Source organism: Solibacillus silvestris (assembly GCF_051967575.1).
GTDB lineage: Bacteria > Bacillota > Bacilli > Bacillales_A > Planococcaceae > Solibacillus > Solibacillus silvestris_B.
In genome coordinates this window covers 13,893-39,962 of record NZ_JBQCJW010000034.1, presented here as the reverse complement: position 1 = coordinate 39,962, position 26,070 = coordinate 13,893, and the positions used below count along the sequence as shown (strand labels likewise).

At 39.1% G+C, this 26,070-nt stretch carries 22 protein-coding genes; 6 read left to right on the top strand and 16 right to left on the bottom strand.

What is annotated here, in order from left to right:
* Positions 1-137: 137 nt before the first annotated feature.
* The 5 genes from ACTHOQ_RS16055 to ACTHOQ_RS16035 all read right to left on the bottom strand — a co-directional run bounded on the left by ACTHOQ_RS16055 (position 138) and on the right by ACTHOQ_RS16035 (position 6,836).
* On the bottom strand, positions 138-1,886 hold the full coding sequence (locus ACTHOQ_RS16055; protein WP_440497155.1) for a methyl-accepting chemotaxis protein: 1,749 nt from the start codon (positions 1,884-1,886) through the stop codon (positions 138-140).
* 111 nt (positions 1,887-1,997) lie between these two features.
* Positions 1,998-2,897, bottom strand: a complete 900-nt coding sequence (locus ACTHOQ_RS16050; protein ID WP_440497154.1) for a radical SAM/SPASM domain-containing protein — start codon at positions 2,895-2,897, stop codon at positions 1,998-2,000.
* Positions 2,898-3,049: 152 nt separating this feature from the next.
* Positions 3,050-3,547, bottom strand: coding sequence for a YehS family protein (locus tag ACTHOQ_RS16045; protein ID WP_440497153.1), 498 nt, complete (start codon positions 3,545-3,547; stop codon positions 3,050-3,052).
* An 89-nt stretch (positions 3,548-3,636) separates the two neighbouring features.
* Positions 3,637-5,193: a catalase gene (locus ACTHOQ_RS16040; protein ID WP_440497152.1), complete on the bottom strand. Its 1,557-nt coding sequence runs from the start codon at positions 5,191-5,193 to the stop codon at positions 3,637-3,639.
* 149 nt (positions 5,194-5,342) lie between these two features.
* The gene (locus tag ACTHOQ_RS16035) at positions 5,343-6,836 is read right to left on the bottom strand and encodes a class I adenylate-forming enzyme family protein (RefSeq protein ID WP_440497151.1); all 1,494 of its coding nucleotides are present in this window, start codon (positions 6,834-6,836) and stop codon (positions 5,343-5,345) included.
* Between the two features lie 338 nt (positions 6,837-7,174).
* Here ACTHOQ_RS16035 and ACTHOQ_RS16030 point away from each other — a divergent pair, with 338 nt between their 5' ends.
* A complete protein-coding gene (locus tag ACTHOQ_RS16030) occupies positions 7,175-7,408 on the top strand; it encodes a DUF1540 domain-containing protein (RefSeq protein WP_440497150.1) in 234 nt (77 codons plus the stop codon).
* A 73-nt stretch (positions 7,409-7,481) separates the two neighbouring features.
* Here ACTHOQ_RS16030 and ACTHOQ_RS16025 read toward each other — a convergent pair whose 3' ends face one another.
* Complete coding sequence (locus ACTHOQ_RS16025; RefSeq protein ID WP_440497159.1) at positions 7,482-7,721, bottom strand: hypothetical protein; 240 nt, start codon at positions 7,719-7,721, stop codon at positions 7,482-7,484.
* Between the two features lie 127 nt (positions 7,722-7,848).
* A complete protein-coding gene (locus tag ACTHOQ_RS16020; protein ID WP_440497158.1) occupies positions 7,849-9,099 on the bottom strand; it encodes an MFS transporter in 1,251 nt (416 codons plus the stop codon).
* A gap of 355 nt (positions 9,100-9,454) precedes the next feature.
* On the opposite strand from ACTHOQ_RS16020, the gene ACTHOQ_RS16015 reads away from it, so the two are divergent.
* Positions 9,455-9,961 (top strand): RsiV family protein, encoded by a 507-nt coding sequence (locus tag ACTHOQ_RS16015; protein WP_440497149.1) that lies wholly within the window; start codon positions 9,455-9,457, stop codon positions 9,959-9,961.
* Between the two features lie 161 nt (positions 9,962-10,122).
* Positions 10,123-10,764 (top strand): cupin domain-containing protein, encoded by a 642-nt coding sequence (locus ACTHOQ_RS16010; protein ID WP_440497148.1) that lies wholly within the window; start codon positions 10,123-10,125, stop codon positions 10,762-10,764.
* 125 nt (positions 10,765-10,889) lie between these two features.
* On the opposite strand, the gene ACTHOQ_RS16005 is transcribed toward ACTHOQ_RS16010, so the two are convergent.
* The 4 genes from ACTHOQ_RS16005 to ACTHOQ_RS15990 all read right to left on the bottom strand — a co-directional run bounded on the left by ACTHOQ_RS16005 (position 10,890) and on the right by ACTHOQ_RS15990 (position 16,849).
* Entirely contained in the window at positions 10,890-12,515 is a 1,626-nt protein-coding gene (locus ACTHOQ_RS16005; RefSeq protein ID WP_440497147.1) for a hypothetical protein, read from the bottom strand.
* A gap of 2 nt (positions 12,516-12,517) precedes the next feature.
* Positions 12,518-13,300, bottom strand: coding sequence for an ABC transporter ATP-binding protein (locus tag ACTHOQ_RS16000; protein WP_440497146.1), 783 nt, complete (start codon positions 13,298-13,300; stop codon positions 12,518-12,520).
* 417 nt (positions 13,301-13,717) lie between these two features.
* On the bottom strand, positions 13,718-15,352 hold the full coding sequence (locus tag ACTHOQ_RS15995; protein WP_440497157.1) for a multicopper oxidase family protein: 1,635 nt from the start codon (positions 15,350-15,352) through the stop codon (positions 13,718-13,720).
* A gap of 105 nt (positions 15,353-15,457) precedes the next feature.
* Positions 15,458-16,849 (bottom strand): hypothetical protein, encoded by a 1,392-nt coding sequence (locus tag ACTHOQ_RS15990; protein WP_440497145.1) that lies wholly within the window; start codon positions 16,847-16,849, stop codon positions 15,458-15,460.
* Between the two features lie 244 nt (positions 16,850-17,093).
* Here ACTHOQ_RS15990 and ACTHOQ_RS15985 point away from each other — a divergent pair, with 244 nt between their 5' ends.
* Positions 17,094-17,339: a hypothetical protein gene (locus tag ACTHOQ_RS15985; RefSeq protein WP_440497144.1), complete on the top strand. Its 246-nt coding sequence runs from the start codon at positions 17,094-17,096 to the stop codon at positions 17,337-17,339.
* Positions 17,340-17,607: 268 nt separating this feature from the next.
* Positions 17,608-18,492, top strand: coding sequence for a patatin-like phospholipase family protein (locus tag ACTHOQ_RS15980; protein WP_440497143.1), 885 nt, complete (start codon positions 17,608-17,610; stop codon positions 18,490-18,492).
* Between the two features lie 97 nt (positions 18,493-18,589).
* Here ACTHOQ_RS15980 and ACTHOQ_RS15975 read toward each other — a convergent pair whose 3' ends face one another.
* From ACTHOQ_RS15975 to ACTHOQ_RS15955, 5 genes are all read right to left on the bottom strand, one after another.
* Positions 18,590-19,588, bottom strand: a complete 999-nt coding sequence (locus ACTHOQ_RS15975; protein WP_440497142.1) for an HAAS signaling domain-containing protein — start codon at positions 19,586-19,588, stop codon at positions 18,590-18,592.
* Entirely contained in the window at positions 19,575-19,922 is a 348-nt protein-coding gene (locus tag ACTHOQ_RS15970) for a PadR family transcriptional regulator (protein ID WP_440497141.1), read from the bottom strand. Before ACTHOQ_RS15970 ends, ACTHOQ_RS15975 begins: the two co-directional genes overlap by 14 nt.
* 870 nt (positions 19,923-20,792) lie before the next feature.
* Complete coding sequence (locus ACTHOQ_RS15965) at positions 20,793-21,764, bottom strand: tRNA dihydrouridine synthase (RefSeq protein WP_440497140.1); 972 nt, start codon at positions 21,762-21,764, stop codon at positions 20,793-20,795.
* Between the two features lie 188 nt (positions 21,765-21,952).
* Entirely contained in the window at positions 21,953-22,732 is a 780-nt protein-coding gene (gene nadX, locus ACTHOQ_RS15960) for an aspartate dehydrogenase (RefSeq protein WP_440497139.1), read from the bottom strand.
* A 314-nt stretch (positions 22,733-23,046) separates the two neighbouring features.
* On the bottom strand, positions 23,047-23,901 hold the full coding sequence (locus ACTHOQ_RS15955) for a malate synthase (protein ID WP_440497138.1): 855 nt from the start codon (positions 23,899-23,901) through the stop codon (positions 23,047-23,049).
* A 655-nt stretch (positions 23,902-24,556) separates the two neighbouring features.
* On the opposite strand from ACTHOQ_RS15955, the gene hpaB reads away from it, so the two are divergent.
* The gene (gene hpaB / locus ACTHOQ_RS15950) at positions 24,557-26,011 is read left to right on the top strand and encodes a 4-hydroxyphenylacetate 3-monooxygenase, oxygenase component (RefSeq protein WP_440497137.1); all 1,455 of its coding nucleotides are present in this window, start codon (positions 24,557-24,559) and stop codon (positions 26,009-26,011) included.
* Positions 26,012-26,070: the final 59 nt, after the last annotated feature.

The following is a 26,070-nucleotide window of genomic DNA, read 5'->3' as shown; positions in this document are numbered from 1 at the left end:
ACGACTGGAGTATTTTTTTTGTCCATAGCTAAAAGCTTTTTAGAACCCCCCGCATAGCAGGGGGTTTTCGTTTTCAATAAAAAGGCTCGTTCAAATGTTAACCTTTTGAACGAGCCTTTCTTATTTTCATATAATATTCACTTTAAATATTGTGCTTTTGTTTCAATTAAAATCTGTTGTAGTCTCTTTAATTTTTCAATGACACTATTGGAAGTTTTCGTTAATTCCTCCAAATGCCTTTCCGCTAAATGCTTTTCGCCGGCTGTATGTGCATTTACCGCTTCTTTCGCAATCTCATACACTTTTAGGAATGGCGCTTCTAGTTCGATATAGACTTTTTCGCCGCTCAATAATTCCTTGCCTTTTCCATAATACCACTGACCTAAATTAGAATCGAGAGGAGCGTTTAAATTCAGGCTTCCCATCTCTTCAAAGCCCAATAATAAATTATAGATTTTCCAGCGCCATAATAAATGATCCGTTATTGCTATTTCAATAATATCTTCTTGTGAAATAATAAAGTTTTTAGAAATTGTTTCTGACCGGTACTCGTCGATCATTTTACTCAATGTATAAATAGCGGCACCCGTATCGAAAGCAATCTTTTTGCTTTGTACGGTGCTTTCCGTCATGCTTCTGTTGCGATCCGCGATTTCTGAGGCGGACTGTGCTTGGTGGCGCGTTGTGGAAGCAATTTCCTCAAAACGGGCCCCTTGTGTTTGCAGCGTAGTATTTAGTTCCGATAATGTTTTCGTAATTTGGATGACGTCTGATACGCCTACATGTAGTTCATCTGTCGAACGCTTTGTTAATTCATCTATGTTTTCTGTAATATGCAATAACGCTTTAATGTCTGTGTCAATCGATTGTACAGAGCGTTTTGTGTCATCTGCCAATTTACGCACTTCTTCCGCTACAACAGCAAAGCCCTTTCCTGCTTCACCTGCACGGGCAGCTTCGATTGAGGCATTCAGTGCCAATAGATTCGTTTGGTCAGCAATTCCCTGAATAAGCGCCATTACATTCGATACACTATGTACACGTTCCACTAAGTTCGCTACATTTTGACGGACCGCCTGCTGCCCTTCGTCGGTATTTTGCAAAATGGTGGACACTTGCTGCAATGCGGCCAGATCCCCGTTTAATTCGGTTAATGATGCTTGTGTATGTATGGAGATATCGCCAACGGATGCTGCGATTTCTTCAATGCTCGCATCTAGCTCTAACATTAAGTCATTTGCCAGTTTTACGTCGTTATGCTGAACATCCTGGAATTGAATAAGCTCTTTAATTTGGTCTAGTTGTGTATTATAAGTAATAATTTCGCCTAATCCATTTACGACAGAGCCACCCTGAATTTCAATATACGTTTCAACAATGATTTGAATATCCAATGTTACTAGGCTATCATATGCCAACAATGTATCGAGCAGTTTTTTATAATCACGTCCGCACTGCTTTGCGATTAGCGGGATGATCAATTGGTTTATCAATGTATAGGCGGAAATCATCCAGTTTGGAAGGACGCCGATTCTTGCGTGAGTATAGGCGATTTTTCGTCGCTTGAATACATATTCGAGATTCAGTTCATCCTGAAAAAGGCTAGAGAAGTGGTGATCAAATGTGACTTTCAATCGTTCTACACTGGAATGCTCCAATATAATTTTTTTAAACTCCGGGATATCAAGCAGGCGTGCATAAAAATTATCCAAAATTTCATTGCGGTTTTCATTGTAAATTTTATTTAATAATGATACCGAATTGCGACGTACATGGTTTAATGCTAAAAAGTCCAGCTTCTCTTTAAATCTTTCATTAGTCTCTATATCTGAATCTGATTGCTGACCGAAATATTCGTAATTGTCAATTTTACTTTTACCGAACATAGAAGTATCCCCTCGCTACGACACGCAGAATTTTTTGTGAATATTTGAAATAATAATTTAATAATACTATATTACCATTTCCACAAAAAGGATTTAATGAACTTTTTTCTACTATTCTACTTCCGGCAATTCTGAATCCATACCGAATTTTTGTCGGAAACCGCATTTTTTGCATAGCTCTTCAATCGCTTCTCGTCTTGAGAAACCATCGACTAAATTTTGTGCGCGTTCATTGCTTATAATGTCGCCAAATTGCTTGTCATGCACATTGCCTAAATTGATGACACCCTCACCATCTAAGCAGCAAGGTACGACTGAGCCATCCACTAAAATCGCTGCATGTGTGCGCAGGGCATGGCAAAACCCTTTCCCTTCATCCGCTTTTTCCAGTAAGCTTGGCCAGCGGAATTCGTGATCTTGGTTTAAGTAAATATTTTTGGCGATTTTTATACCCGAGCCCATTTCCACTCGTTCCTGAATCTCATAATCCAGTTCATATTCTTTTTCCAATATTTCGAGCGTCTCGCGGTTTCTGCGATTCGCCAACTCCGAAATATTATTGCGCTGCAGATTCCATAGGCGGTAAGAAATGATGACATTATGTTCACGCACATCCCGTACAAATTCCAAAATATCGCCCAAATATTTCTCCCGGTTTTCAGACCCTTCATGCCCATCAAAGCTGTGGAGCGAAAAATTGATTTGTCTGAGCGCAGGTTTGCCCAATAGCTTGTCTCGATTTTTTTTAATTAAAGTCCCGTTCGTCGTAATATTGACTTTAAAGCCTTTTTCATGGGCAATGTCCAGTAGTTGGCCAATCCGCGGATGCAGCAGAGGCTCTCCTTTAACATGTAAATAAATATATTTCGTATAGCCGCTTATTTCATCTAAAATATGGGCAAATTGCTCTACCTTTATTAGCCCTTTTGCTCGCTCTGTAGGTGGACAAAAGCTGCATGCTAAATTACAGACACTCGTAATTTCGATATACACTTTCTTAAAAGTTTTCAACGTTCGTTCACCGTTCCTTTTCACTTTTTTTATTACGCTTCAATATTTGAACAATAGTTTTAATTGTACCAAATTCCTTCTATAAATAGATAGTCGTTCGAGCAAATGAAAAACTGCCCAGATAGGATTTTTCCTTCTAGGCAGTTTTCATTTTATCCTCGATATCGGACAGATAAGCCTTTTAAAAATTTGCGGGCAAAGTTGTCGCCGCACTCTTTATAGTTTCGATGGCCCGGTTTGCGCATAATCGCACCGAGTTCGCCTTTTGATACGGCAATGCCGCCTTCATCCAGCACATCAAGCATGTCTTCGGTTGTTAGCTGACACGCCACTTTCAGTTTTTTCAATATCATGTTGTTCACATGGTCAGGCTTTTCTTGTACCGGCGCGGCTTGCCCTTCTTTTTTCGGCATCGGACCGCGTTTATACGTAATTAAGCCATTGAAAAATGCCTCCAAATTTTTATGATTCACTTTCAATTGGTCATAATCTGCCGGTACTTCTGCATCCTTTTCCAAAGATTTCGTTAAAATTTTTGGCATATCCTCATGCGAAACCGTCACGCCGCCTAATTTAAAAATTTCAATCATTTCTCTATTTTTCAAATCCAATGCATAACGCACACGGATTAAAATATCGTTATTATCCATAATTGCCTCCATCATGTTTTGCTAAAGCCTATTATAACAGACGTTGAGGCAAGGTTGTTAATCGGACTGCTTAAATAGAGAGCATCGTCTTATAGGCGATCTGTTTTTCCGCTTTCATCAATTGCTTGCTGTACCGCTTTATCATTGTCGGGATTGCCAAGCGGCCCGGACTCATTCGTATTTTTTAAATTCTCGCGCAGACGACGGCCATATTCTTCATCAGCCTCTTCCGCATAGCGAATCATCGTTTCCTGAATGACAGGTGCACACTTTGCCAAATCGGTCGTTAAATTCAGAATGAGGTCATCCTGTTCCCATTTCTCGAATTTCCGGTAAGTCTCACCGGCTTGCTTTGTATCATTTGTACGTTCAATTGATGCTCGTACAATATGTCCTTCCACATAAGGTGTATGCTCTTTTCCATGCTGTGGCGCTTCTTTTAATCCACCTAATAGCGAAGGCTCGTAGTTAATATGCGGATTTTCGTGTGCATCGACTTTATATTGCATTTGTCCCCCGCGCTGATTTGTCGCAACATGCTTTTTCGGGGCATTGATCGGCAATTGTAAATAGTTTGCCCCGACACGGTAGCGCTGTGTATCCGAATAACTGAATGTCCGGCCCTGCAGCATTTTATCATCGGAAAAATCAAGTCCATCCACTAACACGCCTGTGCCAAATGCCACTTGCTCCACTTCAGCAAAATAATCTTCCGGGTTTTTATTGAGCACCATTTTACCGACTGCCAGCCAAGGGAACTGTTCTTCAGGCCAAAGCTTCGTATCGTCAAGCGGGTCAAAATCCAATTCCGGATGCTCGCCATCTTCCATCATTTGCACGAATAGCTCCCACTCCGGATAGTCCCCTTCCTCAATCGCATCAAACAAATCCTGTGTGGCATGATTAAAGTTTTTCCCTTGAATTTCCTGGGCTTGCGCTTGGGTCAAATTGCGAATTCCTTGTTTTGGCTCCCAATGGTATTTGATGAGCACCGCTTTTCCTTCTTTGTTGACCCAGCGATACGTATTGACTCCAGAACCTTGCATCATGCGGTAATTTGCCGGGATGCCCCACGGTGAGTAGATGAGCGTAACCATATGAAAGCTTTCAGGCGAAGCTGCACAAAAATCAAAAAATCGTTCTGAATCCTGACGATTCGTCACAGGATCCGGTTTGAATGCGTGAATCATATCCGGAAATTTGATCGCATCACGAATGAAGAAAATTTTTAAATTATTGCCGACTAAATCCCAGTTGCCATCTTCCGTATAAAACTTTACAGCAAAGCCCCGGGGATCACGCAATGTTTCCGGGGAATGGCCACCATGAATAACGGAAGAAAAACGTACAAATACAGGAGTTTGCTTACCTTTTTCCTGAAATAGCTTTGCACGTGTATATTTGGCAATCGGTTCATCCCCAACCGTTCCATATGATTCAAAATAGCCATGTGCTCCCGCGCCTCGTGCATGAACAACACGCTCTGGAATGCGTTCCCTATCAAAATGGCTAATCTTTTCAATAAAATCGTAGTTTTCCAATGTTGCCGGACCTCGGTCACCCACTGTACGAATTTGCTGATTGTTCGTTACCGGATGTCCTTGTCGATTCGTTAAAATATGCTCTTCATTTTGTTTCTTTTCCATTTGCTCACTCCTTCTTTGCTAAGGATTGGCAAATATTGAAATAATTATTCAAAGAGCCGAACAAAATATGAATTCCAAAACAACAAAAAGGAGATTGAGTCGTTTTTCACATCCCAATCACCTAATCTTTCATTTTACCGCAGTGTTTTTTATGTTGTTTGCTTTGGCCTTAATGTATGCTTCAATACTTTACCCGATGCATTTCGCGGCAATTGCCCCAAAAAGTCGACCTCATACGGCACTTTATATTTTGCAAGCTGTGTACTGCAATAGCTTAGCACTTCATGCTCCATTAAATGCTCGCCTTCTTTCAGGACAACAAATGCCTTTGGTACTTCCCCATATACTTCATGCGGCACACCAACGACAGCAGCCTCTAAAATTTGAGGCATTTGGTAAAGCACTTCTTCAACTTCGATTGGATAAATATTTTCTCCTCCGCGAATGATCATATCCTTTTTACGGTCCACTATATATAAATACCCTTCCTCATCAAAGCGCCCTAAATCCCCGGTATACAGCCATCCATTCCGAATCGCATATGCTGTTTCTTCCGGTGCGCGTAAATAGCCTTTCATAACTTGTGGTCCTTTCACACAAATTTCTCCTACCTCCCCTACTGGCACAACTTCCCCATTTGGATCGCGCAATTGAATTTCTGTGCGGTCTAACGGCTTTCCAACCGAGCCGATTTTCATTAATGCGGCTTCATCCAACAATGAGCTGGCAGCAGGCGTATTTTCTGTTTGGCCATATAAATTTTGGACTTTTACATTCGGGAACGTATCCTTTAAACGCTTTACGAGCTCGTATGGCATTGGTGCAGCGCCATAGCAGAATAGGCGTAATTGACTGAAATTATAAGTTTGCAATTCTCGTTTGCTTAACAAAATCGTATACATCGCTGGCACACCAAAGAAAATGGTAGCATTTGTTTCCACTAAATTTTTCAATGTTTGATCTGGCGAGAACGCTTCTTCGATAATAACCGTCCCGCCTTTTAAAATTGTAGGTACTGCGAAGACATGACTTCCTGCACAGTGGAATAATGGTGTACAAATAAACATGCGATCATTGCTTGTCATATTCATCGAGTCTGACCAAATTTGAGCCGTTTCCAAAATGTTGCGGTGACTGAGCATAACGCCTTTTGGTTTTCCTGTAGTTCCCGATGTATACATGACAACTGCTGTATCCACAAGTTCCAATTGCGGTAATTCTGAAGATATGCTTATGCTTTCGTCATTCAGAATTTCCTGAATTTGCGCAAGCGAGAGTACTTCTTGAAACTCATATGTTGTTGCATCGACAGTTGCTTGCAGCTTTTCATCATAGATTAAGAGCTTTGCCTCAGAATGCCTAAAAATAAAATCCACTTCAGGAGGAGCCAGCTTTGTATTAACAGGCATCACGGTTAACCCTGCCATTTGCACACCGTAATAAACAGCCATAAATAAGCTGGAATTCAACGCAAACTCTGCCACTATATCATTTTTTTGATAGCCCTTTTCCACAAGATAATAGGCAATTTTTTGCGCCTTGTTTAATAGTTCCGCGTATGACCACACTTCATTCCCGAATTGAAGTGCCTCTGCCTGTGGTGCTGCCTCTGCTTGCTCAACTAACGCTTTTAAAATTGTCATTCAACATCCCCCTTTTAAAATATCCAATATTCTAAATTTTAGCAATATTTAAACCATTAATGCAATATATTCTATTGATCATTTATCTTTATATTTTTAAGCTGCCCTATTTAAAAGAAGATGCGAAAGGCTAAGCATTTATTTTAAATAAATTGGATGTTTACCGCTCTTTTTGCAGTCCAAAGTATATTTGCTGAATATAGCAAAAAGTAGCTGTTTTTGTTTGAACATAAAATTAAGCGAAAATGGACAAATTAAATATTGAAGAATAGAAAAAGGAGTGAATTAGCCCAGCCTTTTGAATTCTTCATTACAAAAAGTCATTGAGGAGGAAAGCTATGCCAACTTTAGAGGTGAAATGTACTGTATCCAATTGTTTTTTCCATGCAAAGGGTGATTTTTGTGGTGCTGAAAAAATAGAAATTGATATGGATTATGGTGCCGACAAAAAGGAACGGACAGAGTTTGCTTCTGATTTTGATTTACGGAGGCCAATAGAAAAGGCAGCTCATTCAACAGATACATGCTGCAAAACATTCATCTCTAAAAAAGATGCATCGAAACACACGTAAAAGGCCAATTTTGATGAAGCTGTCAAGAAAGCAAAAACTTTCTCGACAGCTTCCTTTTTCAGCATATTTTAGCCTAGTGTGGTCCATTGCGGTCCAAATTTATGCTTCCAGGAACTTCATTTAGCTTATACACACTACTGTCCACTTCCAAACTTTCCTTTAATGGCTTAAACGGAATTTCATCGACGGTTTTCACCTCATTTGCCTGTGCGAGTATGGCTAGCGTATCATTATAGGAAAGACCCGATGCTGCATTCAGCCGTTTCACCTCATCAATATCTGTTCCGGCTTCTGTATATTTTTTACCATTCATTCTTCCACCTCCTCTTCCATTAGGATGTACGAGGAAATGTCGTTTATGTAAGCGATATAAATGTCGTTGCCAGAAAGGATTCTTTTAACGAATTAGCTTATCTCCACTTACTTAACATTTTTCATCATTAAGCTGTATGGCGAACTTCCTTAAATAACAACACCCCGATCAGGCCAATTACAGAAAAGACGACAGGTACAATAAAGCCATAATAATAGGCATATTGCAAATTCCCGGATGCACGCTGAACATTATCCAATATCGCACCCAACATGATCGGCAATAATACTGCGCTTAAAAAGCCCCCAGTATTGGCGAATCCAGAAACTATTCCGGATTCCTCCAAAGGGAACGAACGGCGTACAGCGGCAAAAGTTAAAGCACTCGCTCCATAGCCGTAGCCGATCATAAAGAAAAGCACGATGACCCAAAATATAGTTGGCTGCCCCTGAAATAGCAGAAAGGCAAACCAACTCATTAAAACTGCAACCTGCACGACTATATACGGTCTTTTAATCGTATCGAACAGGCTCGCAATCCAACTCATTAATGGGGCTCCTATAATCGCCCCGACAAGGCCGACCATAATTAATTGGCTCGCTTCGGAACGAGTCATCCCATATAGATCGATTCCATAAGGCACGGCCCAAGAACTTATAAAGCCAACATATCCGCCAACTACACCGAAGTGACATAAAAATAACGCCCATGCTTGACGAGTCGAAAATATTCTCTTCACTATTGCACCCGTTTTTTCCCGTTGCGCATTTTCCGCTGCGACTAGCAATTGCTTTTCCGAATAAGGTTTTGCATTTTTAATAAGGACAATATACAATAGTAAACCGCATGCGCATACTAACAACCCTAATGATAAAAATGCTCCTCTCCACCCGAGCAATAAAATCCATGCAGAAAAAGGAACGGTCGCTAATAGGAAACCTAGGCTTCCTGTCATCCCTGCAAAGCCTACTAATCGAACAAATTCCTTTTTGTGAAACCACCCCGCCAAAATGAGCATCATATTCACCCAAATGGTCGCATCACCTATGCCAGTAAGGATTCTCGAAAGAAAGAGCACAAATTCATGTGTCCCGATACTATAAAAAATCGTCCCCACACCAGTAAGCAACGCACCAAAAATAAGAAAGAAGTTTGGTCCAAAACGATCTGCCAATATCCCCATCGGAATTTGCAAACTCGTGTAGACAAAAAATTGAACACCTGTAATGAGACCGATTGTCGTAGCTGTTATATTAAAATCCCTCATCAATTGATCAGTAATTAATCCCGGTGCGGTTCGTTGACTTGCCATCAACAAATACGTAAGCAATACCGAAACAAATACAACCCACCTGTACTTGCTATTTTGTTTTTCCAGTAACCTCTACTCCCATTAATGTTTACTATATATATATGAACTTTCCGTACCGCTAAAACCCTTTTCATATTCATTTTTCATGGGGATTGGCAACATAATTTTTTTGCGTCCGATCATTTTCATAAAGTCTTTGCTTATACATATAAATAATAATATGCAGCTTATTATGCATACAATGGAAGAAATATTTTAAGCTTACGGTTATTACTTTCAGGAAAAAATCATTAAAGGAAGTGGAAATATCCTTCAAATAGGTCCATTGCCTATTAGCACAATTCGACTGGATCGAGGAAAAAATCAAGTGGTGTACTACCCGCATGTGATTTTTAGCGAAAATTATTTATGGGAGAATACAATGAATCATGCGATAACCGAACAAGTAAAAGAACTAATCTCACAACAGATCGGGAATATGCCGACAACTGTAGATCAAATGCTCGGACTTTATGAAATTAAAAATAATCAGCGGCAAGTATTGAGCTTATCTCTTTCCAATTACACGTATCACCAACATGCAGCTCATGGAATGACGTATATACAATCACTTACTTTTGATTTGGAAAAAGAGCGGATTTGTACATTAGGGGATTTATTCAAGCCTGGCAGCGATTATGTCAAAAGGATTTCCGATCTAGTGGAGTTACAGATCCAAGCGCGGGATATCCCCCTTTTAGGTGAATTTACCGGCATTCAACCAAATCAGGATTTTTATATTGCCGATAAAGCGCTTGTTATTTATTTTCAGCTTTATGAAATCACCCCATATGTAGTAGGTTTGCCAATGTTTCCGATTTCCGTGTTTGATTTAATCGACATTATTGATGAAACGGGTCCCCTTAGTAGAATGGCTGTGAATAATTAATTTATAAGAGCTGAAATGCCCCCTCATTGCCAGCTTGTTAGGGGGCATTTCAGTTTTCTTAATATTTCAGATTTTACTAGCTGCATACACCATACGAATTAAATGAGCATAATATAACAAGAAAGTTTGTTTTAATTTGATTCATAGAGGTGAAGGAATTAATGGCGTCATCTTTAGATTACACATCCCCATCCACTCAATTCACTTTTGACATAAATGAAAGCACCTTTGTAAAAAAAGATAATAACAACTTTATTAACGTGTTAGGTGTTCAACAGTTGAATACATTGGATAATGTGTCGCTGCTCGATATTTTTCTAAGCGCAAATAACGTCATAGAACCGCACTATCATCAAAATGCAGCTGAACTCATTTACTGTGTTTCCGGTTCTATTACCGTTTCGATTTTGAATCCATTCACAAAACAGCTTCTCCATTACCCGCTTACACCAGGACAAGTGGCAAACGTTCCACAAGGCTGGTGGCATTATGAAGTAGCCACAGTCGATAACACACATCTATTGGCAATTTTTAATGCACCAACTCCGGAAGTAATTTTAGGATCTGATATATTAAAATTAACACCTGCTAGTATTATGTCCCATACTTACTGCATTGATGAAAATGAATGGAAGCAAGCGATCGAACCAGTTAAACCAAGCATTTTTATTGGCCCGCCCGCAGATTGCAGAAAAGCGGCAGAGCTTACGTCCCATCCTCAAGTGCATCCACAATATCAATTTCCGCAATATGTCCCCTATCAGCAGCAAATGCTTTACGCCCCTCAATACCGGTACTACTAAGTTTAATATGTATGCAAAATAAGTTAATGAAGCGATAGCATTAATAGATAATTACCAAATTACAAAGGCTGAAACGAAAGTGAAAATTTTCGATTCAGCCTTTCTGTCTATAGAGATACCCAGCATTACCCGGTACGCCGAAAAACAGTTTTCCACACACTAAAATTAATGATGATAAGTAAAAGTAAATATATGATTGTCCCATAAGCTATTTTTACCGTCATAAAATAATGTGCACCCGCAATCAAACCTAATGGAATCATTAATAAAAGGTTTTTCCACCCTTGATCATCGTTAATTTCATTGGAAGGCTTAGTAAAAGGAATTTGGCTATCGTGGAAAATATAGCAGATCACAGTGTAAAGAAAGCTCGCGACTAAAACGGCTAATAAATCAGGTATGATTCTTACCCCATAAATGAGGCAAAAAACAATGCTTAAAACAGCATATAGAGGAATATAAAGCTTAACCAAAAAAGCTTTTAAGCTGCCCTTTTTTAAATCTGTAAAATCCTTCATTGGAAAAATTTTATATATCCAAGCTGCTTTATATTTTGCTGAATGGCCAATCATCAACACTGCAGCCGGAATGATGAGCATACTGGAATAGATGAACATATAGCCCATGCTTGATGAGTAATCAACATTCTCTATTCTTACTCCATTAAACATGAAAATAAATGGAATAATAAAAGCAAATCCTAAAGATGGATATACTTTCAGTTTAAACTCGCGCTCTTGTTTCATCATAAGAGCGGCAAAACGATAGAAGGCTCTTTCTTCGCTTGTTGCACAAATTTTTCTTAATAAAAACTCCTTCAGTCGATTGCTCTTTTCTTTTTTTGACTTGCTTGTGCTAAGCAGCTTTTGCAAGTTGCGTTCAAAAGTCGGAATGAGCTTTATATAAAGCCAAATGGATATGAGCGGTATGACGATGGAAAGTATACTGAATCCAATCGTTAATAAAGATTGATCTCCGCTCAGCAGCAATTCATACGGAGCGGCAAACCACATCGGGATGAGAAACATACTCCACCAATGAAACTCCATAACGATATCTACATTAACAAGTTCAAAAGACCGGGCGAGAAACTGATAGCCTATCATCAGAATTAATGACAATCCAATTTGCACGTAATTTATAAGATCCTTCAGCCTCTCTCCATCAAAAAACCTCAAAATCGCGATATACAAAATAGCGGTAAGAACGACAACAAATATATTGATTAAAATAATTTCAAATACAGTTAAAACAAAAAACAAAATTCCTTGCTTAAATAAAGCGACAATCAGCGGAACAGCAGTGATGGCAATCGTTAAATACGTTAAATAGATCAGGATATGCATGAATTTGGCAGCGTTCACTGTTTTATCAGAAATCGGCTTCGTTGAGAGAATACTCCTGTCCCGAACATCGAGTAAGACCGAAGAAAATTCGGAAATCAGCGTTGTCATAATCATAAAAATAAAAATTGCGTACGTAATACTCATTTGAAATAAGTAATTTTCGCCAAATGCCATAAATGGAATAAGGATAAGGCCTATTAAAACGTAAATCCATAAAGACTTGATGTAACCATATTTTTGATCTTCTTTTTTAGCCGCTGACTGGTTATAAAAAGTAGGAACTTTACGCTCATCCATTAATAGTTTCACTTGGAGGATTTGCCGCATTACTGGATAATCGACTCCCATTTTAATGAAAAGAAAACGAACCTTATCAAGCAGCTTAAGTGTTGTGAAATCCTCCATCATCACACCTCTTGCACAACAGAAACGAACTGTTCGCCAATTTCCTTATAATTATCGAAACCTGTCAATTGATTAAAAATCCCTTCCAATGATCCAGTGGCATTGTCCGCCTGCAGCTGTGCGAAGGTTCCGTCAGCAACAACCTTCCCGTCGTTCAATAAAATTATCCGGCTACTGATTTTTTCGACAACATCCATAAGATGGGAAGAGTAAAAGATTGTCTTTCCTTGCGCAGCCAATTGAGCCAATACTTCCTTAAAAATCATGACACTATTCGCATCCAAGCCATTAATCGGTTCATCCAAAAACAGTACATCAGGGTTATGTAATAAACTCGAAATGATTAAAAGCTTTTGCCGCATCCCTTTTGAATAGGATGAAATCCGGGAATGATATGCTTCCCCGACGCCGAATAACTCCATTAACGCTTTCGATTTGCCGGCAGCCCTATCCAAATCCAGCCCATATAGCTGTCCGATAAAGGTCAAATATTCATAACCAGTTAAATTATCATATACATCGGCTATTTCGGGTACATAGCCAATCCTTCTTTTATACTCAATGTTTCCCTCTTTAATATTCTCTCCAAAAATTTGAATTTCCCCCCCGTAATCTCCTACCATGCCTAATATAATTTTGATGGTCGTACTTTTTCCGGTACCATTCGGACCGATATAGCCAATAATTTCCCCTGGAGATACATGGAGGTCAATTCCTTTTAATATTTTTTTGCTTCCATAATTTTTCGTCAAATTCGTGATCTTCAAAATTTCTTGCGGCAGCATTTTATATCCCCCTTTTAGTTTTCTTTCTTTATTCTATACGGATAGGAAATGAAATAGTTCCGGTTTTTGGAAAATAACTACTATAATTAGGCTCCCTATAAAAGAAAGCAGGATGTGTTTTGACTTGCGGGAAACTATTTTCCGAAAAGATGATAAACATAATTGTTGAAAAGGCGAAGGTTAAATTAGCTAAAACATATCCGTTTAGAAATGGCAGAAAATCGGGGCTATAATGCCGTGAGAAGGAGAATGACGGTAGGAAGTATAATACTTGACCATACATATAATCCAAAAGTTTACATCGATTCCAAATTTTAAAATGAAAGGGAGGCGGCTTTCTCCCTCTCATTCATTATACCGGCACGTTCATAACCGGGGAATTTCCGCTTTTGCATAAGCTTCTTTACTTTCCCGGCATCAATGATCATCTATATGCGGCGGCTGAACGGGATGGGCATCTTCAATGACACGAACAGGGCGCATCATATCGTGATCTTCATGCTCAAGAAAATGACAATGCCAAATATAATTTCCCGTATGTTCCTTCCAATGCATAATTATTTTCGTTACCTTTCCAATATCCGCTTTCACAGTATCCTTCCAGCCTCTCTCATATTCATGCGGCTCTTCGGGTTCCCCCGTAAACTCCAAGATGCCTTCTGCAACATAGAGATCTACATTAAAAGCTCTCCGCTCCAATATTTTAAATTGCACTAAATGGATATGAATTGGGTGCTGGACTGGTGTAGTATTGATAAAATTCCAAATCTCAATACTATCTAAAGCTGGTTTTTCTGTTGCTGGGTCATGATACATTTGATCGCCTAATAAGAGCATAAGCCTACCATAACGGTCTAAAGTGCTTGTCAATGGAAGATTGCGAATCGTATGTGCATGTTCCTCATGCAAATCCATTGCAGGCGCCAAAAGTGCAGGGATTTGGCTCGTATCCTCTCCCTTTAAAGGCAAGTTCACATTAAATTTCATGATTACATTCGTATGTTCATCAGCAAATTCTTCGTCATCATTCATTAACAAAATCTCTTCATTTGCAAACTTACTAAAATCAATAATGACATCTACACGTTCAGCAGGGGTTAATTCGACTATGCCAATCTCCGTTGCAGCAGCTATAAACCCTCCATCTGTCCCGATTTGGCTCATTTTTTCGTTATTTGAAAGACGCAATTTATAGCTCCTCCGATTTGAGCCGTTCAGTATTCGGAAACGGTATTTTCTTGGCTCGACATTTAAATATGGCCATACTTTCCCATTGACGACAATTGTATTGCCAACATAGCCTAAAGTAACAGTCGGGTTTGGCAGCGGAAGTTGGTCAGGCACTGGGAGAGGAAATGGGGGATCAAGTTCAGTCGGATAAAAAATAGAGCCGTCTTCGTTAAATGATCTATCTTGAATCAATAATGGAACTTCATAATTCCCCTTTGGTAGTTGCAATCTTTCCTCTGAAGAATCACGAAGCAAATAAAATCCAGCCAAGCCCGCCACAACATTCAATCTCGTAAGGCCCATTGCATGATCGTGATACCACAATGTCGTGCCTGGCTGATGATTCGTATATGCATGCACCTCCTGTTTAAAGGTTGGACCAGTAAAAGCATAGTTTTTTGTATACCATGCCTCCGGGTGGCCATCACTTGCAGAGGCGACATTTGCCCCATGTAAATGAACAACCGTTCGAACTTCAGGTGAATTATCGACACCATGCAAACTATAATCAATCGGCAAAAAATGTTTATCGGGAAGTTTATTTAAATATTTTACATATGTCGTATAATCCTTTTTTGCTTCGATTGTAGGACCCGGCACCATGCCGTCATAGCCCCATACATCTGAATATGGGAAGTTTTTATGAAAACGGTGTTTAGCTTTAATCATTTGTATTTCATAATACGAATTTAGCGGGTAATTTTTATTTGCTTTCGGCCTTGCGATAGCAGGCTTTATTAGTCTATCTACAAATTTAGGAATTGTATCAGGATTTGCCGGATTGATTGGCTGTCCGATATTTTTCAAAGTACCATCCTTCATTATTTTCTTTGTATAGTTTATTCTTCTTATCGTAAAGGCGTTCCTCATCAATCTGAGCTTTAAGCCAAACAGCAAATCATTCGTTTTCCTCATTACTTTCCATGCTTATATAATAAACATCGCCACAATTGTCGTAACGATGAGACCGATTACTACAGGCAGTAGGTTTCTTCTCGCAAGTTCAAATGGGCTGACATTGCAAATGGCCGCCGCCGGAATAAGCGCCCATGGTACAAGTGTGCCGCCGCCTACCCAAATTGCCGCAATTTGACCGAGTGCTGTCAATGTTGCTGTTCCTTCCCCTATAGCGGTGCCGAATAGATTGCCGATTGAGCCGACTAATGATATACCGGAAAAACCTGAGCCATCCAGTCCTGTAATCGCCCCCACTCCAGTCAATGTAACAACAGCAATTTCTGTTGTTAACGGTACGAGTGCTGCCAGTCCCATGCCTAAATCATTTACAATGCCGTGCGAGGATTCAGGCAGATGATCCCCGACAATTGCAAGAAAGCCCGCATCCCCTAAATAGAAAAATGCCGCAATTGGAATAACTGGTCCGAACACTTTAAAACCAAACTGAAAGCCTTTAATAAAATAACTCGTCGTTTGGTCAAGCCCTTTCTTTTTATAGGCGACAATGCAAAGGAGAAGCAATATAAATACGGAAGTCCCTCCTACTAAAGCAGTTGCATCTCCTCCTTGAAGTTTGAAAACCGCCATTGCGACAACATCCAATAAAAAAGCAATCGGAATTAAAATTGCAAAAAATTTCTTTTGTTTCATTGTTAATAAATTTTCTGTTTGTTCTTGCTCAGTACTATTATCATACGTGCCAACTAACGGTATATTGCCCCTCTTCATATCGCGTCTTAATAAATAAAACGCGACGACTGTCGTCACCACACCCATTGTCACTACAAGCGGAATGCTGGCCATGACTACATCCCCTACTGGAATACCTGCCGCATCCGCCGTCAATTTCGGTGCACCTTGAATAATAAAGTCACTGGATAGTGCGATGCCATGGCCAAATAGGTTCATCGCCATTGCTACCCCGAGCGCTGGAAGTCCTGCTCGTATCGCCACGGGTAATAATACAGCTCCAAGTAATGCAACTGCTGGTGATGGCCAGAAAAACCATGAGATGATCATCATTAATATTCCGATTGTCCAAAACCCAAGTGCCGGATTTTTAATGATTTTTGTAAACGGCGCAATCATTACTTCATTAATGCCTGTTTTTGTGAGCACACGACTCATTGCCACGATAATCGAAATGATCAAAATAGTGGATAAAAGTTCGGTGATTGCATAAATAAAGCTGTTAAATACGCCACTAATGGAAGATGTAAGCTCCCCTGTTGCGACAAATGCGATAACGAAAATCCCTAAAATACTTATTAATGTTGTATCAAGGCGCTTTACCATAAAAAGAATAATAAGCACGATGAATGCTACATATATCCAATGGAGAGCGGTTAATTCAATCCCCATACTCTACCTCTTTTCCTTTTTATATAGCATATGGAGGGAAAAGATAGGTGGTGAGCCCCTATCAGCAATAAATATTTTTTGCGAAACCGAGTAATCCGCCTAGTTTTTTCCTAATTGCAAACAATGCCACACTGTTTATTTAATAATGATTGTTCATGCTTAAATAATAGAAAAATGTTTATTTTCAGCTTTAAAAGAACCATATTACATAAAAGCGATAATGAAAACAGTCAGGAGGTAGCTTATGGCAATTTGCCCGTTATGCAATGCACTGCAGGAAATCAAAATGGATTGCCCGACATGTCATAGTCGATTAAGCGATAGTGGAAAGGTGTCCGATTATTCAGATCCATACGGTCATTATAATGATGAAGAAACTGTTAAGATGGGAGACGGCTATGCAAATACGGCAAAAGAGGAGATTTGCCCGCATTTAATGGTTTGCCATGAATGCGGGTATGACCGTGTGGTGTTTATACAGGAAAGATAACGAATATAAAATCCCTTTTTTACATTACAACATATACTGTTAAGGAGCTAATTTATCTGTGGGCATCACGGGGTTTTTTCAGCATATGAAAACAATGCCGCCACAAAAACTCCTAAAACTTATAATTTCAGCTCGTTTAGCGGAATTGAAACTTACGGGCTAGTAATGATGGAGGGATTTTTATGACTAATCTTTATTCATATCATAAGACATTTACAGAGATTTTTAATTTTATTCCAGTGTCCAAAACTGGTATAGGTGAAAACAAATGATTGTTGACGGAGTGTTCTCTGGCGGTGGTATTAAAGGGTTTGCTTATGTTGGGGCATTACAGGCACTGGAAGAACGCGGAATAAAATTCAAAAGAGTAGCGGGTACAAGTGCAGGGGCTATTTTGGCTGCTTTCATAGCGGCAGGTTTTACTGCCCAAGAGCTTGAGGACATTTTCGATGATCTGAACTTGAAAGTATTGCTCGACCCTCCAAAAATATGGATCGGCAAGCCGTTTTTAAAATGGATTAATTTATATATACGATTTGGGATGTACCGGGGAAAATCGCTGGAAAAATGGTTCCATCAAAAATTGGCGACAAAAGGCATTTATACATTTGGCGATTTACCGCCGGGAGCTTTAAAACTTGTTGCTTCGGATTTAACAAACGGCAAAATTATCGTGTTGCCGGATGATTTAAAAAACTATGACATTGATGGCAATAAGTTTCCGATTTCCCGAGCATTGCGCATGAGCTGCGGTCTCCCCTTTTTCTTTGAGCCAGTTTATTTAAAAAATGGCAAAAGGGAGTGTGTCGTTGTGGATGGTGGGGTCTTGAGCAATTTCCCGCTTTGGATATACGATAATGGACATAAGGTACGACCTGTCCTCGGCATGAAATTAAGCGGTGCCAGCGAAGAAATGTCGCCCCATGAAATTGATAATGCGATCCAGCTATTTGAAGCGCTGTTTTCCACAATGAAAAATGCGCATGATAATCGCTATATTGCAAGAAGACATGAGAAGAATATCATTTTTATTCCCGTCGAAAAATATAGTGCGACTCAATTTGATATGGATGCAGAAACAAAGAAAAAATTAATCTGCATCGGTAAAGAACGAACCATCCAATTTTTAAAAACATGGTCGCCTGTTTGGTGAAAAGTTCAGAAAAATAACAAGAACGAATACCTATGAAGGAATTCGTTCTTTCATTTTTACCGCTTCAATTACAATCGCCTCAAATTACAATATTTAATTAATGCACTCTAGCCCTTTTGAATCCGTCGTATACCGCAATTGCGGCACTAATTATAAAGATGGCAATCCCGCCATTGACTATCCATAACGTGATTTGGTTTTTCGTAACCTCAAATAAATCGGCCATATATAATATGAATGCTTCATTCAATAAATTGGGATTCACTAAAATAATGATGAAAACAATGGTCGCCACTATTTCCAATACTGTGTTAAAAATAGCCATTAATTTGGTCCATTGCTGCTTTAATAGCTTATAAAGAGCGAATGCAATTTCCAGACCGATAATGATGACAACGATTGGCAAAAACTTTTGCAAAACTTCCTGATTCAAAGCTGGCATAACAAACTCCAGACGCCCAGCTTCCCCTTCATAGACACCTAAAAGCTTGTTTGCATAAAAATAAAGTGTTGCCCAAATAACCGTCCACAACAATCCCCCAAAAACCTCCAACTTTGAAATCGCCTTTTTCTTCGGTATATACGGAATATTTTTCAGATCATCGGCAGTCCATTTTTCCAGACTCGTTGTTAATGGCTGCGGCTCTTTGTCCTTATCAAATCTTTCTATAACAGCAAAAATAACTGTCAGCCAGAAAAAGACTTGGATTCCTACCTCGATCATCTTCCCAATCCCCAAGCCGATGATAGTTAAAATACTATTTAATATAGCCCCATCCCCACTATACACAATCACATGTTCCGTAACGATCGCAATGAGTGCAAGGAATGCTGCAATCGGTACAATCATTTTCAGCAACGAAATATACACATCAAAATAACGAGGGCCGATAAGTTGCATCGGCTGATCTTTGTACCCGTTCGCCAAAACTGCCGGGTTGCCTAATTGATCAAGCACATCTTTGACATTTTCCTCGCTATATTTTTCGGGCAGCATATCCTCTATCGTCGAGCGCAACTCCAGCGCAATATCTGAACGCATTTTTTCAGGCAATCTCCGAGTAACTTCCTGAATATAAATTTCAATGATTTTCATCTTCGTCATCCTCTCTTAATAAAGCATAAAGTTCCTTCGAATTGTCAATCCATTCCTTTTTTAATTGTAAAAAAATGTCCATGCCATATTCACTTAATACATAATATTTACGAGGTCTGCTTTCGGATGTGTCCCAGCTGCTTGAAACTAACTCTTGCTTTTCTAATCGGCGGAGCAATGGGTATAGCGTACTTTGATCTATAGAAATTCCTGCTCCTTCCAATGACTGGACTAATGAATAACCGTACTGCGGAATTCTCAGCTGGCTTAAAACCGCCAATGTCAATGTTCCCCTCCTAAGCTCTGTCATTAAAGAATTTAGTAAGTTGCTCATTTATACACCTCCCAATATTGTATGACATACAGTATTGATTTTATACTATGTATTATACAGTATAATTGTTACATATTCCACTAATAATTTGGAAGTATCAAAAAACTAAATGCGGTTGAAATCAATTTTAAAAAAGTGAATTTTGCACGAGGGCGCTGAAAATCTCCGAGGAAATCCATGCGTATTTTAAGCAGAACGGCAAAACGGGACGGTAAAAAGGAGGCTGATTCCCGCAACTTGAGTTGAAAGGGGAACGCTATTAACAGCTGTGAAATCTATTTATGCGCTTACTCTAATCAATAGACGGAAAAAATCCCCTTATTAAAAAAATACTATCAAGAACAGCCTAATTAGACGGAGAAATTCCGCTTATTGAACCAAAAAACATGAAAATGGAGGATTTTTCTTTGCATAACCGGAAAGTCTTCCCTTATTTCCCCCGGAACGAGTCCTATTGCGCAAATAACCGGAAAATCTCCGCTTATTTTTTATTTTCACCGATCACTTAATTGACAGCCAGAATCTCTCTTAGTAAATATGAGTGGAAGGGGCCTTATATTAAAAGTAAAATGGAATATTAAATAACTATAGCTTTTCGGCGCCCTCCTTTTTCACAGAGAGCCCTCATAGTGCGAGGTGTTGGCACAATTTTTCTGGACAGGGACAACACTTTCTTGCAAAATCATCCCCATGCTAAAAACTGTAATTTCCTAAACAATAAAAAGCCGTGCCGTAAAATCCGGTTATCATCAGATTTCAGACACAGCTATTTTTAATTTTTTTAAGCTATAATTCTGCAATGCGCGAAGTCGGTGCAGCAAATTTGTATAAAGGCCCGACTCCTGTTTGGCGCAAACAATTTTTTGTTTACTACTCTTCCGTTCTGTTTAATTCGAAGTGGTTCAGCAACGCACGCACTTCATCCGTTGATTTCGTGTTCATTAATTGATTTCTTAATTCACTTGCACCCCGGAAGCCTTTGACATAGATTTTGAAGAAACGATGAAGTCCGGACATCGAACGCGGCAGTTCTTCCGCGTATTTATCCTGGAGATCAAGCTGCAGTTTCAGAAGGTCAAGATACTCGTCAGGTGTATGCTCTTTTCGTTCTTTTTCAAAAGCGAATGGATTTTTAAAAATACCGCGCCCAATCATCACACCATCAATGCCGTATTTTTCCGCGAGCTCTAAACCGACTTGACGATCAGGAATATCTCCGTTAATTGTTAAAAGTGTATTTGGAGCTATTTCATCACGCAATGCTTTAATTTCCGGAATCAGCTCCCAATGTGCATCAACTGCGCTCATTTCTTTTCGTGTACGTAAATGGATGGACAGATTCGCGATATCCTGTTTTAAAATATGAGTGAGCCATTCCTTCCACTCGTCTATTTCCTTATAGCCAAGGCGTGTTTTTACACTGACAGGCAATCCACCTGCTTTTGCTGCTTCGATAAGCTCAGCCGCCACATCCGGACGAAGAATCAGCCCGCTGCCTTTTCCTCTCCCTGCGACATTTGGCACCGGACACCCCATATTCAGGTCGATCCCTTTAAAGCCTAATTCTGCCATGCCAATACTCATTTTCCGGAAGTTCTCTGGACTATCCCCCCAAATATGTGCAACGATTGGCTGCTCATCTTCCGTAAACATTAATCGGCCGCGAACGCTTTTTATTCCATCCGGATGACAATAGCTCTCCGAATTTGTAAACTCTGTGAAGAACACATCTGGGCTTCCCGCTTCAGCCACAACATGGCGAAACACAACATCTGTTACATCTTCCATTGGTGCCAATACAAAAAACGGCTTCGGTAATCGTTGCCAAAAATTTTCTTTCATATGTTAAATTCAATTCCTCTCATTACGTTTGAAAATGTCTCGATTTTCCTATCAGATGCCTATTACGGCTATCCTATATTACTCTAATAAATATCCTCTGACAATATTAGCGTAAATGAGGCGGAAAAGTAAAAGCAGATGATTTGGAAATTCAGTTGCCAAATATTGAACTATTCTCTATTTTATGTTCAACGACCAATTATTAGCTTCTCGCCCATTCTTTGCAGCGTTCCTAAAATACTCATTGCTGCTAAATAGCTTGTTTTAGGATTTCCTGGAAGCGGGTTATTTTTAATTGTAAATGCTGCTTCCCCAAAATCGCCTATCACTTCGATATGATGAATATTTTGATCAATTTGCGGATCGGCAACTAATTTCACGTTCGTTTGATCAAAACCGACACTTGCAAGCGCCAGAACAATCGATACATTCATATTCTTTGGATATTGCTTAATCGCATCTGCTGCGTTCCCTTCAAATATTACTTTCGCTTCCTCGATTTTTTCCTCTGTTAAGGAGGCGGCAGGTTTGCGTGTTGTTAGGGAAACCTCTCTCATCGTGCCGAGCGCATGCGCATTTTGTAATAGCTCCAAACCGCCAATCGCACCTGAAGGCAAATAAATTCTCTTATCATATTCATTCGCTAAATTGTTCAGCTCTGCCAACAGTTCCTCTTCGGCAAGTGCGCCAACACTAATTATTACAGCATCCTTTTTCTTGATGGCAACAGGAAGCAATGTTTTGACCGCTTCAATAGTTGCCGCTTCCACTACAATATCAATTCCCGAATGAAGAAATGCATCAAAATCTGTATAGAGCGCCATTCCAAAGTCTTGCTCCAGCAATGAATTCTTCTTCTTATCCTTTACAAAAACACTTGTAATCCGTAAATTATGTTGTTGTTTTCCATTGATTTCTTCCAATAAAAAATGAGCGATTGCGCCAGCTCCAATTAATCCGATATTCATTGCTCTTCTCCTTTTTATAACCTCACTATTGCCTCCCATGCTCTCTTACAACCATATCATAATTTCAGCAATGGATTATTACCTTATTCTTTCGGTTGAGAGGATTACTTCAAAAACTTTATTAAGTTCGGTAGTATGGAAATAAGTTTAGAATTTATAGGAGGAATTGAAAACAGTGGAAACTGTTGATCAGGCGATTGAGGTCATTCGCTATATTTTTGATTGACGGCAATATAAATGAGTGGTGATCGCTAACGTTAGAAGACAGAAAAAGAACGAACTCCCTCCTGGAAGATTCGTTCTTTACCTTTTTATTAAATACGCTTTAATGCCCCATTAGGCTGGGGCAACTCCTGTGCTGCTATTTCATTTATTTTACAAAAATACGCAAAGAACTGTTGTGCCAGCTCTTGTTCTTGCGGGTCCGTTTTTAATGACACAATATCACGTAGAATTTGAGCCATCCATAAATTGTTAAAATAACGGTGTTTCCCTGTATTCCATGTCATTTTATGCGTGAATTTTTCATTAACATAATAGTTCCAGAAAAGCATTTGATTTGCTTCAGCTTCTGTAAGTTGGAGTCTGTATGTCGAATGTGCCGGAATATATCCATCTTCACTCAGTTTTCCAATATAATTCTCCTTCACCATATACACACCTACAATACGTCTATCTTTTTCGGCAGTATCAGCGTCTATTGCCGTTAACAAGACCGCACTATTTTGGTGCAGCCGAATAGGTTTGGTAGGCTTACCTTTGTTTGCTCCGCTTTTTGTTAAACCCGAAAAAACCTTCCACTCCGTAATAGCTGTATGCTGTTCCTCTGAATCACACCAGAAAACCATTTGAGATTCGGGATGAAGTTTATGATTTTTCATATATTTTTCATGCATTAAGCGAAGTTCTTGGTTTTTACGTTGCAGCTTGATTTTTTCTTCTTTTTGCCATTCTTCTTCTTTTCGTTCAAGTTCTTTTTTCTGTATAATTTTCTCAAGTGTCTGAATATCATTTTTGTCATGCAATATTAAATGTTTCCCAAATACATCAGGGAAAACAAATTTTTTACTTTCCGATGCAAAATGTATTTCAATACTTGTTTCATTCTGTTTAACGATACTACCCATGCCAAAATGCTTGTGTGTAACTTTCTTATTGATGAGATTCATTATTTAAATCCTCCTTGTAATATAAAAAACAGTTACTTTTAGATAGTAAATTAGTGATTAATTCAATTAACACTTTCTAAGGCCCACATAATTGCTAAGATTATCGAGTTAATTGTCAAAACATAATAATCAATTACACCTTGGCATAATTGCGCCCGGATTCGTAATACTCCTAAAAAACGATTGCAAGACTATTATAACATTTTTATTGGAATTCACAAAATTTTTATTGACATTATATTTTTAATTAGGTTAGAATTGAATTTTATATTCCAAAACCTATTGTATACTTTAAAATAAAAACCTCGATAAATTCATAAACCCCCGTGCAGTAGACAAACAAATCATCAACAATTTTCAATCAAGCGGGCAAAAAACAGTATAAGCAGACGGGCAATTAGAGTGGCATATCGCCGATTCTAAACCGTCTGCTTTTTAGTTCCATATAACAGCTTTATAACAAAGGTTATCAGCTTAATCATACGTCAATTCAGCACACTATTTTCCAGTGATAAGAAGCACTTTAATGACCGTTTCTACATATGTTGCGTATATACAGGAATACGCAATGTTGCCTTGTTTTAGTTCAAGTCTACAATTGCATAGTAGCAATCCAAAGGCTGGACGATGACCATAAATGTTAAGGAGTGGATGCATGGGCGCCATAAATGGGAAAAGTTATATTAGTCGATTGAATCAATTAAATAACGAAATTTGGTTTAACGGTGAAAAGGTGGAGGGATTGCTGTCAGAACATCCTGCATTTAACGGGCTTATTCATACAAAGGCCGCTCTGTATGATTTACAGCACGATCCAAAAATAAAAGATGAAATGACTTTCATATCCCCCGTATCAGGAGAACATGTTGGACTTTCTTATTTACAGCCAAAAACGAAAGTGGATTTGCTCAGAAGACGTAAAATGATCGAGCATTGGGCAAGATACACACATGGTATTTTAGGAAGAAGCCCCGATTATCTAAATTCTGTTTTAATGGGCTTTACTTCATCAGCAGCTATATTGGAAGGTCAGGAAAACTGCTTTCCCGATAATCTTCGAGCATTTTTTGAGTTAGTGAGAGAAAAAGACTTATCCCTTACCCATACTTTTATAACACCGCAAGTGAACCGCGCTCAAAACTATATCGAAAACATAAGCGAGCCTATTTCCGCAAAAGTAATTGAGGAAACTGAGGAAGGCATCGTAATAAAAGGGGCGCGTCTCCTCGCTACACAAGGGGGGCTAACCGATGAATTATTCGTATTTAGTGTCGGCAAGCTTGTTTTTGCTGAAGATGAAGCTTTTGCTTTTGCCGTTCCTTCCAATACGAAAGGGGTAAAATTTATATGTAGGGACTCCTTTATAGGTGGCACATCCCCCTTCGATCACCCATTAAGCTCAAAATATGAAGAAATGGATGCTATCGTCGTATTTGATAATGTACTCGTGCCTTGGGAACGCATATTTTTCTACAACAATGTAGAGGTGGCCGGAAAATTTCTTATTGAAAGCTCTTTTCATCACTTTGCTAAATATCAAGTTTTGATTAGGCAAATTGTCAAAACGGAATTTATTTTAGGCATTGCCGAGCTACTTATAGAAACGATAAATATTCGAGAATATCAGCATATCCATGAAAAAATGTCGGAAATCATTATTGGGCTGGAAACAATGAAAGCACTGCTGGAAAAATCGGAGATTGATGCAGCACTCGATGAATGGGGCTATATGCGTCCCGCGATTTTCCCGTTAAAAGTAGCAGGGAATGTTTTCTCGAAAATCTACCCCCGATTCATTGAAATCATCCAGCTTATCGGGGCTAGCGGCATGATTACACTGCCTACAGAAAAGGCCTTTCATTCTGATGTCAGGGCAGATTTAGATCAATATCTCCAGGGAGCTACCAAAACAGCTGAAGATCGCGTGAAAATATTCCGTTTAGCGTGGGATTTGACAATGAGTACATTCGGAACAAGGCAAACACAATATGAGCGGTTCTTTTTTGGCGATCCCGTGCGTCTAGCGGGTGAATTGTACTTTACTTATTCAAAAGAAGATTACGTGGAAGCAGTTCGTGATTTCTTAAACTTTGAAGATAAAAACACTTGATTTACGAAGTTTGCCTATAGCCAAAAATTTTAAGCGTTCTTTTTGAATATTAACTAAAT

What these genes read in the sequence shown, in the direction of transcription:
- hpaB (WP_440497137.1), top strand. Translation starts at nt 24,557, where the DNA reads ATGGGCGCCATAAATGGGAAAAGTTATATTAGTCGATTGAATCAATTA.
- ACTHOQ_RS16030 (WP_440497150.1), top strand. Translation starts at nt 7,175, where the DNA reads ATGCCAACTTTAGAGGTGAAATGTACTGTATCCAATTGTTTTTTCCAT.
- ACTHOQ_RS16040 (WP_440497152.1), bottom strand. Translation starts at nt 5,193, where the DNA reads ATGGAAAAGAAACAAAATGAAGAGCATATTTTAACGAATCGACAAGGA.
- ACTHOQ_RS15975 (WP_440497142.1), bottom strand. Translation starts at nt 19,588, where the DNA reads ATGAAAATCATTGAAATTTATATTCAGGAAGTTACTCGGAGATTGCCT.
- ACTHOQ_RS15965 (WP_440497140.1), bottom strand. Translation starts at nt 21,764, where the DNA reads ATGAAAGAAAATTTTTGGCAACGATTACCGAAGCCGTTTTTTGTATTG.
- nadX (WP_440497139.1), bottom strand. Translation starts at nt 22,732, where the DNA reads ATGAATATCGGATTAATTGGAGCTGGCGCAATCGCTCATTTTTTATTG.
- ACTHOQ_RS15985 (WP_440497144.1), top strand. Translation starts at nt 17,094, where the DNA reads ATGGCAATTTGCCCGTTATGCAATGCACTGCAGGAAATCAAAATGGAT.
- ACTHOQ_RS15970 (WP_440497141.1), bottom strand. Translation starts at nt 19,922, where the DNA reads ATGAGCAACTTACTAAATTCTTTAATGACAGAGCTTAGGAGGGGAACA.
- ACTHOQ_RS16045 (WP_440497153.1), bottom strand. Translation starts at nt 3,547, where the DNA reads ATGGATAATAACGATATTTTAATCCGTGTGCGTTATGCATTGGATTTG.
- ACTHOQ_RS15995 (WP_440497157.1), bottom strand. Translation starts at nt 15,352, where the DNA reads ATGAAGGATGGTACTTTGAAAAATATCGGACAGCCAATCAATCCGGCA.
- ACTHOQ_RS15990 (WP_440497145.1), bottom strand. Translation starts at nt 16,849, where the DNA reads ATGGGGATTGAATTAACCGCTCTCCATTGGATATATGTAGCATTCATC.
- ACTHOQ_RS16015 (WP_440497149.1), top strand. Translation starts at nt 9,455, where the DNA reads ATGAATCATGCGATAACCGAACAAGTAAAAGAACTAATCTCACAACAG.
- ACTHOQ_RS16025 (WP_440497159.1), bottom strand. Translation starts at nt 7,721, where the DNA reads ATGAATGGTAAAAAATATACAGAAGCCGGAACAGATATTGATGAGGTG.
- ACTHOQ_RS15955 (WP_440497138.1), bottom strand. Translation starts at nt 23,901, where the DNA reads ATGAATCTCATCAATAAGAAAGTTACACACAAGCATTTTGGCATGGGT.
- ACTHOQ_RS15980 (WP_440497143.1), top strand. Translation starts at nt 17,608, where the DNA reads ATGATTGTTGACGGAGTGTTCTCTGGCGGTGGTATTAAAGGGTTTGCT.
- ACTHOQ_RS16005 (WP_440497147.1), bottom strand. Translation starts at nt 12,515, where the DNA reads ATGGAGGATTTCACAACACTTAAGCTGCTTGATAAGGTTCGTTTTCTT.
- ACTHOQ_RS16000 (WP_440497146.1), bottom strand. Translation starts at nt 13,300, where the DNA reads ATGCTGCCGCAAGAAATTTTGAAGATCACGAATTTGACGAAAAATTAT.
- ACTHOQ_RS16010 (WP_440497148.1), top strand. Translation starts at nt 10,123, where the DNA reads ATGGCGTCATCTTTAGATTACACATCCCCATCCACTCAATTCACTTTT.
- ACTHOQ_RS16035 (WP_440497151.1), bottom strand. Translation starts at nt 6,836, where the DNA reads ATGACAATTTTAAAAGCGTTAGTTGAGCAAGCAGAGGCAGCACCACAG.
- ACTHOQ_RS16055 (WP_440497155.1), bottom strand. Translation starts at nt 1,886, where the DNA reads ATGTTCGGTAAAAGTAAAATTGACAATTACGAATATTTCGGTCAGCAA.